Consider the following 12,765-nt stretch of genomic DNA (forward strand, 5'->3'; position numbering starts at 1 on the left):
ACACCAGAAACACCAGAAACACCAGAAACACCAGAAACACCAGAAACACCAGAAACACCAGAAACACCAGAAACACCAGAAACACCAGAAACACCAGAAGTGCCAGTCGAAGAAGAACCAACTGAACCAGTGATTGCAGAGACACCAACACCAGTTGAAACAGAACCGGAAGTTGCTGAACCTGAAGCAACAGTGGCGCCTGAAGAGGCAGTTGTTGCTACCGATGAACCAACAGCTATGGAAGAAACAGCGGTGGCAGATGATGTAGAAGCTGAACCCGTTCAAGCAGCTCAAACTGAAAAATATGATCAAGGTTTAGAAAAATCACGGAAGACTTTTGGACAACGGTTGAACGCTTTGTTCGCTAACTTCAGAAGTGTCGATGAATCTTTCTTTGACGACGTTGAAGAAATGTTAATCGAAGCCGATGTTGGTTACGAAACAGCAATGAAAATTGCAGACGAATTACGTGAAGAAGTGAAGTTACGCAACGTTAAGAAACCAGAAGCCGTTTCACAAGCGATTGTTGAAAAATTAGTCGATTTATACGGTCAAGAAGGACAACAAGAAGATAATGAATTACATTTCGCCCCAGAAGGTGAATTGACAGTCTTTCTTTTCGTCGGCGTCAATGGTGCCGGCAAGACAACCTCAATCGGGAAGTTTGCTCACCAACTAGAAAAAGCCGGTAAGAAGGTCTTACTTGCCGCTGGTGATACGTTTAGAGCGGGCGCAATCGAACAGTTGCAAGAATGGGGCCGCCGTGTTTCAGTACCAGTGGTCGCTAATAAAGCAGGCAGTGATCCAGCCGCCGTTGCTTTTGATGCCGTTAAGCGGGCTAAAGAAGAAAACTTTGACGTCTTATTAGTTGATACGGCTGGTCGTTTGCAAAATAACGTCAACTTGATGAAGGAACTTGAAAAGGTGAAACGCGTGATTACGCGTGAAATCCCAAGCGCCCCTCAAGAGGTCTTGTTAGTATTAGACGCAACGACTGGGCAAAACGCCTTGGTTCAAGCTAAACAATTTAAATCAACCACTGACGTCACCGGAATTGTGTTAACCAAACTGGACGGCTCCGCTAAAGGTGGGATTGTCCTTGCTGTTCGGACCGAGTTACACTTGCCAGTTAAGATGGTTGGTCTAGGTGAACAAATGAATGACTTACAATTATTCGATCCTAACCGCTTTGTTTACGGTTTATTCAAAGACATTATTGTCGGAGATGGCCCACAAAGTGAGATTGATACGGATGTTAGTCAGGCGATTAAATAGAAAATTGAAAAGGTGTATTAAGTGGGCTATAGGCCTACTTGATACACTTTTTTAATAAGGTGGTTTTTGAAAATGGAAATGGATAAAGTGCTGGCGCAAAAAGTCGTTGCGCGGTTACATCGAGAGATTCCGTACAATATTAATGTGATGAATCAGCAAGGAACGATTATTGCTAGTGGTGAACCCAGTCGAGTTGGTCAAAGCCACCCGGGGGCGATTGAAGCGATTCAAGGTCAAAAGACTAATATTATTGAACAGGATCAACCAGATGGGACGTTACGTGGCTTTAATATGCCGATTGTGGTGCAAAATGAAGTGATTGGTGTCGTTGGTATTACAGGTGCTCCGGAGAAGCTTACTTATATTGCACCACTGGTCAAAGTGACGACCGAGCTCTTAACAGAACAGGCACTCGCTGATCAAGTGTTATCACGAGCAAAACGGCGCTTAGAGCGGTTTTTATTTGATTGGTTGGCAATTCAAGATCCAGCTGCGTTAACACCTGATTTTGTGCAAGAAGCCAATGCATTGGGCGTTAATATTGATGAGCAATATCAGGCGATGGTTATTAAAACACCGCATTTATTACCGGAAACGGTTGAGGTTGGTAGCTATAAATTGCGAATAACGCCGGATGAATTATTAATCTTAACGCGCCAAGCAGAAGTATTAGCACACTGGCATCAAAATGCGAAAGAAGTCCAAGCCGCTGTGGGCATTAGTCAACCACAGAAGCTAGTGAGTGAGGCTTTAAAGCAAGCCCGCGAAGTAATTAAGTACAATCAAGGCACGAATCAAAAATTACTGTACTATACAGCTGAAGTTAATTATGCCTATCGATTATTATCGGCGGACATAGTCGTGGATGAGTACGTTGAAAAGTTTAGAGTGCTTGCGCAGACGGATTCAGGACAGGTATTGATTACTACTTTTCAAAAATACTTCAGGAATAATGGCAATATTGTGGAAACGGCCCACCAATTGCATATCCATCGTAATACGTTGAATTATCGGCTAGGTCAGATTAAAGATAAGTTAGGTCTGGACCCTAAGCGATACGATGAACTTGTTATTTTATATACGGCTTTTTTGAATTATGAATTACAATAGTTGTGCAAGTGCCCAATAAAGTTAGCTATTCTGTCAATGTTATATAGCAGCGTTACCGATTACAATGATTGTGTTATATAACAAAACGGGAGGGTAATTTAGAAATGACAATTATTTGGTGGGCAGCTCTGATTGGGCTTGCAGTAGCGATTATTTTGATTTTAAGTCGGTTAAATCCGGTTTATGCATTATTGATGGGTACAATTGTGGGGGCGTTAGTCGGCGGTGCTAGTTTAGCGCAAACCGTTGACATTATTGTTACTGGTGCACAGAGCGTCATGGGAACGGTCATCCGCGTTTTGGCGGCCGGTGTTTTAGCCGGTGTGATGATGGAATCCGGTGCAGCGGATGCAATTGCGCGGGCGATTGTCGAAAAAATGGGTGATCGTTTTGCAATTTTGGCGTTAACCTTAGCAACAATGATTATCACCGGTGTCGGGGTTTTTATCCCAGTTGCCGTTTTAATTGTGGCACCAATTGCATTAGAGGTTGGTCAAAGAATGCATATTTCTAAATTAGCCTTGCTAGTGGCGTTATCTGGTGGTGGTAAGGCTGGTAATCTGATTTCGCCTAACCCCAATACAATCGCTGCAGCTAAAGGATTTAACCTTGAATTAAGCCAAGTGATGGTGGCAGATTTTATACCTGCACTTTTTGGCTTAGCAATGGCAGTCTTGTTAGCGACGTTGCTACGCCACAAAGGCACACAGGTTACAGAAGCAGATATTGCACAACAACAAACGACAACTAAAGATATTCCTAGTCTAAAAACGGCCATTGTAACACCGCTATTGGCAATTATCTTGTTACTCATTAATCCAATGGGCAATATTTTACATCTCAAAGCGCTACAAAGTTTTCAAGTTGACGCTATGTACATCCTCCCAATTGCTGGGATTGTCGGAACACTTGCGATGGGAAAAGCTAGCCATTTATTAGATTATATGAAAGCCGGAATGAACCGGATGACAGATGTTGTCTTAATCTTAATTGGTGCCGGTTCAATTGCCGGGTTAATCGGTGCTTCAAACTTACCAAGTCAAGTGGTTTCATTGGTTAAAGCGAGTGGGATTTCTGGGACATTCTTAGCACCAATTTCAGGAATTTTAATGTCGGCTGCGACAGCATCGACATCAACAGGTGTTATTTTAGCAACTGGTTCATTCAGCAAACCAATTTTAGCCTTTGGGATTCCTGCTTTAGGAGCGGCTGTTATGGTACACGCTGGTGCGATGGTCATTGATCAATTGCCACATGGTAATTACTTCCACGTAACAGCTAATGCGATGCAGATGAGTTTTAAAGAAAGAATGCAAGCCGTTATTTGGGAAGCATGTGTTGGTTTGACAATGACAATTGTGGCCGTTGTAATGTACGGCATACTATGAGGTGGATAAAATGAAAATTGTATTAGCACCAGATTCATTCAAAAATTCAGTGACGGCCATCGAAGCGAGTCATGCGATGCGGGCCGGGTTTGAAAAAGTTTTTCCAAAAGCGACTTATGTTGAAGTCCCCATGGCAGATGGCGGTGAAGGAACTGTTCAATCGATGGTTGATGCCACAGGGGGTCGTTTTCTAACGGCTGAAGTTGTGAATCCTTTAGGACAAAAAGTCACTGCGCAATATGGGATTCTAGGCGACCAAGAAACGGCGGTCATTGAAATGGCAGCTGCTAGTGGGATCCAATTTATTAATGAACAAACACGTAATCCGTTAGTAACGACGACATTCGGCACGGGTCAGTTGATTGAAGCGGCTGTTAAACAAGGTGTTAAAACGATTATTATTGGTCTTGGCGGTAGTGCTACCAATGACGGTGGTGCCGGAATGGCGCAAGCACTCGGTGTTCAATTGTTAAACGCCGACCAGCAATCCTTAGGGTTTGGTGGCGGTGCTTTGGCTGACTTAGCAAGCATCGATGCAACTGGGATGTTACCAGCCTTAGCGGACGTTAAAATCGTCATTGCGTCGGACGTTACTAATCCTTTAATCGGTGAAAAAGGTGCCTCAGCCGTCTTTGGTCCGCAAAAAGGGGCAACATCTGAAATGGTCGCACAGTTGGATCGAAACTTAGCGCACTACGCGGCCATTATCGAACGTGATTTAGGCATCAGTGTTGCGCAAACACCAGGTGCCGGTGCGGCTGGTGGCTTAGGCGCTGGTTTGTTGGCCTTTACGAAGGCACAATTACAGCCAGGCGTTGAAATTGTGATTGAAAAAACGCAACTCAAAACGGCTGTTGCAGACGCCGATATCGTCGTCACTGGTGAAGGTGGGATCGATTTCCAAACCCAATATGGGAAAACCCCAATTGGTGTCGCGCAAGCGGTCAAAGCGGTTAATCCGCAAGCAACCGTGATTGCGATTGCCGGTAATATCGGTGAAGGAACTGACGTGCTCTATGATTTAGGCATTGATAGTATCTTTTGTTCAACACCGGGGGTCATGTCATTGGAAAAAGCGTTGGCTAATACCAAGGCTAATTTAACCCAAACAAGTATGAATATCGCACGCTTAATTCAAAAAACAAAGACACACTAGATTAATTTAAAACACACTCAATTTAGAGTGTGTTTTTTAGTGCGCTAATCCGGAATAAAAGTTGACTAACCCCGTCAAAATAGGTACTCTAGTACTTAGGTCAATCTACTATTTGGAGGCGTCAAATGGAACTCGCACAAAACGCACGAATGAATTCACTATTTGAATTTTATGGCGCACTTTTAACGGCGAAACAACATAGTTATCTCTCATTATATTATGGCGATGATTTCTCATTAGGCGAAATTGCCGAAGAGTATCAAGTCAGTCGACAAGCGGTTTATGATAATATCCGCCGGACTGAAAAAATTCTTGAGGGCTATGAGGCTAAGTTGCATCTGTTTCAAAATTACGAACAGCAAAACGCTAGTGCAGACGCGCTCCAGAAGTATATTCAAGCTCAGTATCCAAATGATCAGCAATTAGCCAAACTCTTGGCAGACTTGCTGAATCTCACTGAACAATAAATCAATTTAAAGGAATGATCATTAATGGCATTTGAAGGACTAACAGAAAGATTACAAGGTGCATTAAGTAAATTACGTCGTAAAGGGAAGGTTACTGAAGCTGACGTCAACCAAGCGATGCGTGAAATTCGCTTAGCGTTATTAGAAGCCGATGTTAACTTTAAAGTCGTTAAGGACTTCATTAAAGTCGTTAAGGAAAAGGCAATCGGAACGGAAGTGTTGGAGAGTCTCTCACCAGCACAACAAATCGTTAAGATTGTTGATGAAGAATTAACCAAGATGATGGGTGAAACGGCTGTACCGTTGAACAAATCACCAAAAATTCCAACGATTATTATGATGGTCGGGCTTCAAGGGGCCGGGAAAACCACGACTGCTGGGAAATTAGCCACTTATTTAATTAAAAATGAAAAAGCACGGCCGTTGATGATTGCGGCCGATATTTATCGTCCAGCCGCTATCGATCAATTGAAGACGGTTGGGGAACAAGTTGGGGCCCCAGTCTTTGAAATGGGGACGGATGTTAATCCGGTTGAAATCGTACGTCAAGGGTTGGCACAAGCTGCTTTACAAAAGAACGACTACGTCTTAATTGATACGGCTGGTCGTTTACAAATCGATGAAGCCTTAATGCAAGAATTGGCTGATATCAACGATTTAGCCCATCCTAATGAAATCTTGTTAACAGTTGATGCAATGACTGGGCAAGCTGCGGTTGACGTTGCTGAAGGCTTTAACAGCCGCTTAGACATCACAGGGGTTGTCTTAACTAAATTAGACGGTGACACACGTGGTGGGGCTGCCCTTTCAATCCGTGCGGTAACTGGTAAGCCAATCAAGTTCACTGGTCAAGGTGAAAAATTAAACCAATTAGATGTCTTCTATCCTGATCGGATGAGTAGCCGAATCTTAGGGATGGGCGACATGTTGAGCTTGATTGAAAAGGCGCAAGAAGATTACGATGAACAAAAAGCGGTTGATATGGCCGAAAAAATCAAAGAAAATAGCTTTGATTTTAACGATTTCCTCGATCAAATGGACCAATTGCAAAATATGGGACCATTGGAAGATATCATGAAGATGATTCCGGGGATGGCTAATAACCCCCAACTTAAAAATATCAAGATGGATCCTAAGGATATGACCCACATGAAGGCGATTGTGCAATCAATGACACCGCAAGAACGGGAAAATCCAGACTTATTGAACCCAAGTCGTCGTCGTCGTTTAGCCGCTGGTGCTGGCCGGCCAATCGTTGAAGTTAATCGGATGATCAAACAGTTTAATCAATCCAAGAAGATGATGAACCAAATGTCAAAAGGTAACTTTAATGGCATGGAAGGTTTAATGGGCAACGGCATCAAGGGTAAAATGGGCAAGATGGCCATGAACTCAATGATGAAAAAGCAAAAGAAGAACAAGAAAAAACGTCTTAAGAACGCACGTCGTTTTAAATCTTAAAAAAATTCGCCCTGTAAAGAAAAAACACTTTACACGGCCTTTAAAATTTGGTATATTATGACATGTTAAAGAATTAATAGGAGGTGGCATTAATGTCAGTTAAAATTCGTATGAAACGTATGGGTTCTAAAAAACGCCCATTCTACCGTATCGTTGTTGCAGATTCACGTTCACCACGTGATGGTCGCTTTATCCAACAAGTAGGTTACTACAATCCATTAACAGAACCTGTTGACTTGAAGTTAGAAGAAGAAGTTATCATGGACTGGTTACAAAAAGGCGCACAACCTTCTGATACAGTACGTAATCTTTTATCAAAACAAGGGATTATGCAAAAATATCACGAAGCTCGCTTCGCTAAAAAGTAGGGATTTGTTATGACAGACGTGAAAGAACTAATTATTGCAATTGTTCAGCCACTTGTCGAACATCCCGATGATGTCAAATTGACTGAACATGAGACGGAACGTTTTATGGAATTTGACTTACAGGTTAATCCATCAGATATCGGGCGTATTATTGGTAAGCAAGGCCGGGTAGCGCAGTCAATCCGGACCATTGTCTATAGTGTGAAAACACCTTATCAAAAACGCGTTCGCTTAAATATTGTAGATGCCTAATCAAACGTTTAAATGAAGCAGAGATGTTTTGTTTAAGCGTTTTTTGTTGAATAAGGAGAAATTAAATGCCAGAAAAATACTATCAAGTCGGTAAAATTGTGAATACGCATGGTATTCGTGGTGAAGTCCGCGTCATTGCGACAACCGATTTTACAGAAGAACGGTTTAAAAAGGGAACGCACTTGGCGGTTGAAATGCCTAATGGCTTAACACCAGTCACGGTTTCTGCAATGCGTCAACATAAGCAATTTTACCTATTACAATTCGAAGGCTTAGGAAACATTAACGACGTCGAATTATTTAAGGGACACAACCTCAAAATTGCGGCAAGTGAACGTGATGATCAACTTGAAGACGATGAATATTACTACGGCGATATCATTGGTTTAGAAGTGATTGAAGAATCTGAGGGGACAAGCTATGGTAAGGTCTCAGAAATCATCGATCCCGGTCCTAATGACGTGTGGGTTATCAAACGTCGCGGTCGCTCCGATTTATTACTACCATTTTTGAAGTCAGTCATTAAAAAAATTGATATTGAAGCGGGTAAGGCCTACGTTGAAGTACCAGAAGGATTGATTGATAATGAAGATTGATGTTTTAAGTTTATTCCCAGATATGGTTCAAAATGGTTTATCGCAATCAATTATCGGTAAGGCCATCGATCGAGATTTAATTGATCTAGAAGTCACTGATTTCCGTGATTTCTCAGTCAATAAACATAATTCGGTGGATGATGCGCCTTATGGTGGTGGTGCGGGGATGTTACTCCGGCCACAACCTATTTTTGAAGCGATGGACCAGGTGAATGCTAAAAATCCCGGTCATAAACGCGTTATTTTATTAGATCCTGCTGGTGTTACTTTTAATCAGAAGGTTGCCGAAGAATTTGCACAAGAAGACCACCTCGTATTCATTTGTGGCCATTATGAGGGCTATGACGAGCGTATTCGGACCTTGGTGACGGATGAAGTCTCATTAGGCGATTTCGTCGTCACAGGAGGTGAATTAGGCGCCATGGTGATGATTGATGCCATTTCACGGCTAGTGCCAGGTGTTTTAGGTAACGAACAGTCAGCCGTCACCGATTCGTTCTCAACAGGCTTGTTGGAACACCCACAATACACACGACCACCGGAATATCGCGGCTTAAAAGTACCAGAAGTATTGATGAACGGTAACCATAAGCTCATTAATCAATGGCGGGACAAGATGTCTTTGAAACGGACTTATGAACGCCGGCCAGATTTATTGGAAAACTTTGATCTAACCGCAGATCAACAAAAATGGTTACGTGAAATTAAACAAGAGGCCGCTGAAAAATAAGCCTTTTAATTAAGTTTGATTTATGCTAAAATTGATAGCTGTGATGATAAGTCATAAAACAACGGTATTCCGCTGGCGCAAGACGTTAATGAATATCTGTGAAAAAGGAGAGATTCAGATGAATCTATTAATTCAAGAAATTACTAAGTCACAATTACGTTCAGATATGCCTAACTTCCGTCCTGGTGACAGCGTACGTGTTCACGTGCGTGTTGTTGAAGGTACTCGCGAACGTATCCAATTATTCGAAGGTGTTGTTATTAAACGTCACGGTGTTGGCGTTAGTGAAACTTATACTGTTCGTAAGATCAGTAGCGGTGTTGGTGTGGAAAGAACTTTCCCATTACACTCACCTCGTGTTGCTAAATTAGAAGTTACTCGTCATGGCCGTGTACGTCGTGCTAAGTTATACTACTTACGCGCATTACGTGGTAAGGCAGCTCGTATCAAAGAAGCTCGTCGTTAAGATGACATTTAAAAAGGCCGACTCATTGCGAGGCGGCCTTTCTTTATGTGGTTATTTTGTAAGTTAGGTGATGAAAAATGAACCATTGGATTTATATTGTCATGTATCAAGCAAACCCACTCTATTATGAGAAGAGTAAGATGATCCGCGCGTTTAGCTCGGAACAACGGGCTAAGGAATACGTTTCGCTATTAAATGAAACGCCCTATGCCAACCAATCTTTAAAAGAGGGCCATTACACCTATCAGAAGTTGAGTCTCAACTAACTTAATAAATGGCGCTTATAAGACGCAATCTGTGGTTTCTTCGGAACAGCCGGTTGCGTTTTTTTGATAGGGACCGGTTTAGGGGTCGCCATCAAAGCAAGTAGCGGCTGACATAGTAGGGTAATGATTGAAAGACCAAGGATGATAAGTAATGCATGCAGCGCACCAGGTGATTGTTTTAATTCATCGAAGTAGGCCTCGAAACGATTGTTGAAGTTATTGAGGTTTTGTTCGGCATTATCGCTAGGAGTCGCATGATGAGCCTTAGGGCCACGGTGTGTTTCAAAACTAACCCGGCTTTGAGTCTGATTGCGCGCGATGCCTCTATCGAATAAGTAAGGGCTTACAAAAGGGAGCGCAAATAAACAGATGAGATTTAAAATAACAAAATACCGTTTCATGATGAGACCTCCTAATAGTTTTATCTTCAAACTAATTATATCACAAAATAATATTTAACAGGGTTTTGATTGGGTGAAATGACACGTTTATAACGATAAAAAAGGGGTTGAGACAAAAGTATCTTTTGCCTCGACCCCTTATTGGTTAATTACGAGCGATATATGATTTGAGTGCCAGTACTAAACCGGCGAATAAGAAAATAATAGCGAGTAATAAATAATTAGGAATGATAATTAACGTTAAATAACCTAAGATCGCCAGTAAGTTAGTGAAAAGTGCGATATTTTGTTCTAATGACAACAAGTAGGCGATGACATGCAAAAGAATCGCCACCAAGGCTAACCACCAAACCTTACCGATAGCGTCCATATAGGTCGGTAAGAAATTAGAAAATGGTGGATTCAGGATCAAAATTAAAGCCGATTGGAACAGCGTCACGACTAAAAAAATAAAATCAAAGAAGAAAGGAAACTTGTAAGGTGATATTTTCATCTGAGAGAACCTCTATCGTCAAAGTATAAGATAGTATTAGTATAGCGGAGTTGGGGGGAAAAGGGAATAGGGGGAACCATGCAACTTTAATAGAAGATAAAACGTTGCTTATTTTTAGTAAGTGATGTATGATGAATTTGTCAAAGATGAGCAACTCATCAATGAGTTTAAAAGTTGAAATGGAGATGAAGGCAATGTTAGTCATTAAATATGTAAATGGTCAAAATAGTGCCGAAAAAATTTATCAAAAAGCTGCTGAGTTTGTGGCAAATCAACAACTAGAAGTGCCAGACTTTGAAGACTATGTTCAAATTGCGGAAGTCACATTGGATGGTAAACCATTGACATTAGACGATGCAACCATGCGTGGGCTATATAATTATTTAAACCAATAAAATAAGAAAATAAAAACGTCGCTCGGAAAAGCGACGTTTTTTAGAAGATCATAGGGTCAGTGGCATAAATATGTTCTAGTGGGTGATAGGTTAGAATAATGCCTTTTCAGTTTGTTATAAATCTGGTATAATAACTACTGTTATGGAGAGTTGGCAGAGTGGTAATGCAACGGACTCGAAATCCGTCGAACCGGCTTATACCGGCGCGCAGGTTCAAATCCTGTACTCTCCTTAAGCTAAAGTCCTATATTGTCCTATGTAAGCCGAATCGCTGTTAAATCAGTGATTCGGCTATTTTTTTGTTTAATTTAAAAAGTCATATTGTCCTATATACGCCGACAAAGGTTAGTCAAAAAGGTTAGTCACTTCTATAGGGTTAGTCAAAAATGAAGTAAGCAGGTTAGTCAATTATTGCAAATATACAAATTACGGTTTTTGGCTAAATTTTGATTAGTCAAAGTTAACATCCAAGGCATATTTTAATTTATCTTTTTGATTCGATGTTATTAAATTGATTGTGTAAGCATACTTAAAAATACGATTAGCGTATTTATCTGCCCAACGATTAACAATTGGTTGTAATAGCTTAGGCGTAATTTCATTTAGTGGGATGGATCCAATTTCTGGTAAGATGTGACAATCAAAAATCTGCTTAGTTTTGTAGATTGTACTAGATTGGACGGTAGTTCGGTAAGATTCACTAAACCACTTTAAATAAGCTTGATGAAAGGTAAGAGCAGGAGAATCAGTTAATTTAAATACATACTTATCATTCTTAACCCGAGCTTCTATTTTACGAAATTCAGCATTAGCTGCAGCGGGTGTTTTAAACCCTCGACGAGTGATAACTGATTTTTTATGGGTCTCGGGATTAATACCAACATAAATTCTAAACAGGTATCTTCTTTCGCCTTTGCTAATATATTCTGTAATAGCGTTATTTTTATCATACTTAAACATAGGGACACCTCTTACTTGGAAATTAATGGTTAATTTTATAAATTACATAAATAAATCTAGATAAATGTTAATGGAATGGGTAAAACATAAATAATTAGCTTACAAACGCAAACGTATGTTCTTTTGAGTGACAAATAAAAAACCCAACAGGGGCTTTTATTTAATAGATAATTTATCTTTTACTTCATTCTTATTCTGAAAATCAATAACATCAATTTCGTGAGACAAAAGTCCATCAATGAATGGTTTTTCTTTATCGGATATACCATTTATAAGAATATTGAATGAGGAGTTGGTGCCATAGTTATTCTCTCTGAACCCGGAAGTGTCACTCCAAATACCGATAATTGCTTCCATAGAATTTTTGGATAGGGTATTGTACATTTTAGTTAGTTTAAATTCATTTGGTTTTGGAGTGAACAAGTATTCAAATTTATATTTTTGGCTTGTTTTACCATCAGCATAAATAGTATTTAAAAAACTATAATCAGATCTTCTTTCATTAAAATAATCTCTAACATCATCAAAAAAAACACTAGCAGTATTAGTTCTGTTCATAAACGCAATATCAGAAACATTTATTAAAACCTGAATAAAATCTGTTATCGTTTGAGATAGTTCGCTCTTTTTAACTAACTTAAAGATAGTATCATTCTTTCCAATTTTAAAGTTATAGGGGGTAATAATAGAAAGCAGTATTCGCCATCTATTAGATTGCTTTGATTTCACATTAATACCATTAGAAGTAAGATTCCAGATGGTATAACCCTCGTCAGTAACTTGATAAATGTCATTTTCTTTCGAAATAATATTAAATAGAATACCATCACCGAAATTATCTACAAAAGGTGTAATAACTTGTATTTTATTATTATCTAGTCTTTTGAAATTTGTTTGCCCGGTCATCCAAGAAGACCAGTTGTTTACGATGCTTTTTATTTCTAAATCCTGAGTATCCATCTTTTATCCCCCTTTCTAACG

17 protein-coding genes and 1 tRNA gene are annotated in these 12,765 nt (G+C 40.3%); 14 read left to right on the plus strand and 4 right to left on the minus strand.

From position 1 onward, the window contains the following. From ftsY to NDN60_RS04255, 12 genes are all read left to right on the plus strand, one after another. Positions 1 to 1,275, plus strand: a 1,275-nt coding sequence (gene ftsY / locus NDN60_RS04200; RefSeq protein ID WP_317848250.1) for a signal recognition particle-docking protein FtsY, incomplete at its 5' end; no start/stop codon positions are given. Positions 1,276 to 1,347: 72 nt separating this feature from the next. After that, positions 1,348 to 2,385, plus strand: coding sequence for a CdaR family transcriptional regulator (locus NDN60_RS04205; RefSeq protein ID WP_011374418.1), 1,038 nt, complete (start codon positions 1,348 to 1,350; stop codon positions 2,383 to 2,385). Between the two features lie 104 nt (positions 2,386 to 2,489). Beyond that, entirely contained in the window at positions 2,490 to 3,773 is a 1,284-nt protein-coding gene (locus tag NDN60_RS04210; RefSeq protein ID WP_011374419.1) for a GntP family permease, read from the plus strand. A gap of 10 nt (positions 3,774 to 3,783) precedes the next feature. After that, positions 3,784 to 4,929, plus strand: coding sequence for a glycerate kinase (locus NDN60_RS04215; RefSeq protein WP_056948350.1), 1,146 nt, complete (start codon positions 3,784 to 3,786; stop codon positions 4,927 to 4,929). A 125-nt stretch (positions 4,930 to 5,054) separates the two neighbouring features. Beyond that, the gene (locus NDN60_RS04220; RefSeq protein ID WP_011374421.1) at positions 5,055 to 5,396 is read left to right on the plus strand and encodes a putative DNA-binding protein; all 342 of its coding nucleotides are present in this window, start codon (positions 5,055 to 5,057) and stop codon (positions 5,394 to 5,396) included. A 24-nt stretch (positions 5,397 to 5,420) separates the two neighbouring features. Next, positions 5,421 to 6,857 carry a signal recognition particle protein gene (gene ffh / locus NDN60_RS04225; RefSeq protein ID WP_016264889.1) on the plus strand — a complete coding sequence of 479 codons (1,437 nt, stop codon included), beginning with the start codon at positions 5,421 to 5,423 and terminating at the stop codon, positions 6,855 to 6,857. Positions 6,858 to 6,949: 92 nt separating this feature from the next. Beyond that, positions 6,950 to 7,225: a 30S ribosomal protein S16 gene (gene rpsP, locus NDN60_RS04230; protein ID WP_011374423.1), complete on the plus strand. Its 276-nt coding sequence runs from the start codon at positions 6,950 to 6,952 to the stop codon at positions 7,223 to 7,225. A 9-nt stretch (positions 7,226 to 7,234) separates the two neighbouring features. Then, positions 7,235 to 7,477 carry a KH domain-containing protein gene (locus NDN60_RS04235; RefSeq protein WP_011374424.1) on the plus strand — a complete coding sequence of 81 codons (243 nt, stop codon included), beginning with the start codon at positions 7,235 to 7,237 and terminating at the stop codon, positions 7,475 to 7,477. Positions 7,478 to 7,542: 65 nt separating this feature from the next. Next, complete coding sequence (gene rimM / locus NDN60_RS04240) at positions 7,543 to 8,073, plus strand: ribosome maturation factor RimM (protein WP_056948352.1); 531 nt, start codon at positions 7,543 to 7,545, stop codon at positions 8,071 to 8,073. Further along, positions 8,063 to 8,803 (plus strand): tRNA (guanosine(37)-N1)-methyltransferase TrmD, encoded by a 741-nt coding sequence (gene trmD / locus NDN60_RS04245; RefSeq protein WP_056948354.1) that lies wholly within the window; start codon positions 8,063 to 8,065, stop codon positions 8,801 to 8,803. Before rimM ends, trmD begins: the two co-directional genes overlap by 11 nt. A 118-nt stretch (positions 8,804 to 8,921) precedes the next feature. Next, positions 8,922 to 9,269 (plus strand): 50S ribosomal protein L19, encoded by a 348-nt coding sequence (gene rplS / locus NDN60_RS04250; RefSeq protein ID WP_056948356.1) that lies wholly within the window; start codon positions 8,922 to 8,924, stop codon positions 9,267 to 9,269. A gap of 77 nt (positions 9,270 to 9,346) precedes the next feature. Then, complete coding sequence (locus tag NDN60_RS04255) at positions 9,347 to 9,535, plus strand: hypothetical protein (RefSeq protein ID WP_011374428.1); 189 nt, start codon at positions 9,347 to 9,349, stop codon at positions 9,533 to 9,535. On the opposite strand, the gene NDN60_RS04260 is transcribed toward NDN60_RS04255, so the two are convergent. After that, a complete protein-coding gene (locus NDN60_RS04260) occupies positions 9,532 to 9,936 on the minus strand; it encodes a hypothetical protein (protein ID WP_056948358.1) in 405 nt (134 codons plus the stop codon). The genes NDN60_RS04255 and NDN60_RS04260 overlap by 4 nt on opposite strands. Before the next feature lie 145 nt (positions 9,937 to 10,081). Further along, positions 10,082 to 10,429, minus strand: a complete 348-nt coding sequence (locus tag NDN60_RS04265) for a hypothetical protein (RefSeq protein ID WP_011374430.1) — start codon at positions 10,427 to 10,429, stop codon at positions 10,082 to 10,084. 161 nt (positions 10,430 to 10,590) lie between these two features. Here NDN60_RS04265 and NDN60_RS04270 point away from each other — a divergent pair, with 161 nt between their 5' ends. Further along, positions 10,591 to 10,824, plus strand: a complete 234-nt coding sequence (locus NDN60_RS04270; protein WP_016264893.1) for a hypothetical protein — start codon at positions 10,591 to 10,593, stop codon at positions 10,822 to 10,824. 144 nt (positions 10,825 to 10,968) lie between these two features. Next, positions 10,969 to 11,056: transfer RNA gene (locus NDN60_RS04275), tRNA-Ser, on the plus strand. A gap of 218 nt (positions 11,057 to 11,274) precedes the next feature. Here the strand turns inward: NDN60_RS04275 and NDN60_RS04280 are convergent. Together NDN60_RS04280 and NDN60_RS04285 are read right to left on the minus strand one after the other, a co-directional pair. Further along, on the minus strand, positions 11,275 to 11,784 hold the full coding sequence (locus NDN60_RS04280; protein WP_025015850.1) for an N-terminal phage integrase SAM-like domain-containing protein: 510 nt from the start codon (positions 11,782 to 11,784) through the stop codon (positions 11,275 to 11,277). Between the two features lie 156 nt (positions 11,785 to 11,940). Further along, positions 11,941 to 12,744: a DUF1828 domain-containing protein gene (locus NDN60_RS04285; protein WP_099947641.1), complete on the minus strand. Its 804-nt coding sequence runs from the start codon at positions 12,742 to 12,744 to the stop codon at positions 11,941 to 11,943. Between the last annotated feature and the right edge of the window lie 21 nt (positions 12,745 to 12,765).

Source organism: Latilactobacillus sp., assembly GCF_033176295.1.
GTDB classification, from domain to species: Bacteria; Bacillota; Bacilli; order Lactobacillales; family Lactobacillaceae; genus Latilactobacillus; species Latilactobacillus sakei.

Bases quoted from the DNA above. Each gene is read 5' to 3' on its own strand.
- rpsP (WP_011374423.1), top strand. From the start codon at position 6,950: ATGTCAGTTAAAATTCGTATGAAACGTATGGGTTCTAAAAAACGCCCA.
- NDN60_RS04265 (WP_011374430.1), bottom strand. From the start codon at position 10,429: ATGAAAATATCACCTTACAAGTTTCCTTTCTTCTTTGATTTTATTTTT.
- NDN60_RS04220 (WP_011374421.1), top strand. From the start codon at position 5,055: ATGGAACTCGCACAAAACGCACGAATGAATTCACTATTTGAATTTTAT.
- rplS (WP_056948356.1), top strand. From the start codon at position 8,922: ATGAATCTATTAATTCAAGAAATTACTAAGTCACAATTACGTTCAGAT.
- trmD (WP_056948354.1), top strand. From the start codon at position 8,063: ATGAAGATTGATGTTTTAAGTTTATTCCCAGATATGGTTCAAAATGGT.
- NDN60_RS04210 (WP_011374419.1), top strand. From the start codon at position 2,490: ATGACAATTATTTGGTGGGCAGCTCTGATTGGGCTTGCAGTAGCGATT.
- NDN60_RS04270 (WP_016264893.1), top strand. From the start codon at position 10,591: ATGAGTTTAAAAGTTGAAATGGAGATGAAGGCAATGTTAGTCATTAAA.
- NDN60_RS04280 (WP_025015850.1), bottom strand. From the start codon at position 11,784: ATGTTTAAGTATGATAAAAATAACGCTATTACAGAATATATTAGCAAA.
- NDN60_RS04235 (WP_011374424.1), top strand. From the start codon at position 7,235: ATGACAGACGTGAAAGAACTAATTATTGCAATTGTTCAGCCACTTGTC.
- NDN60_RS04215 (WP_056948350.1), top strand. From the start codon at position 3,784: ATGAAAATTGTATTAGCACCAGATTCATTCAAAAATTCAGTGACGGCC.
- rimM (WP_056948352.1), top strand. From the start codon at position 7,543: ATGCCAGAAAAATACTATCAAGTCGGTAAAATTGTGAATACGCATGGT.
- NDN60_RS04285 (WP_099947641.1), bottom strand. From the start codon at position 12,744: ATGGATACTCAGGATTTAGAAATAAAAAGCATCGTAAACAACTGGTCT.
- ffh (WP_016264889.1), top strand. From the start codon at position 5,421: ATGGCATTTGAAGGACTAACAGAAAGATTACAAGGTGCATTAAGTAAA.
- NDN60_RS04255 (WP_011374428.1), top strand. From the start codon at position 9,347: ATGAACCATTGGATTTATATTGTCATGTATCAAGCAAACCCACTCTAT.
- NDN60_RS04260 (WP_056948358.1), bottom strand. From the start codon at position 9,936: ATGAAACGGTATTTTGTTATTTTAAATCTCATCTGTTTATTTGCGCTC.
- NDN60_RS04205 (WP_011374418.1), top strand. From the start codon at position 1,348: ATGGAAATGGATAAAGTGCTGGCGCAAAAAGTCGTTGCGCGGTTACAT.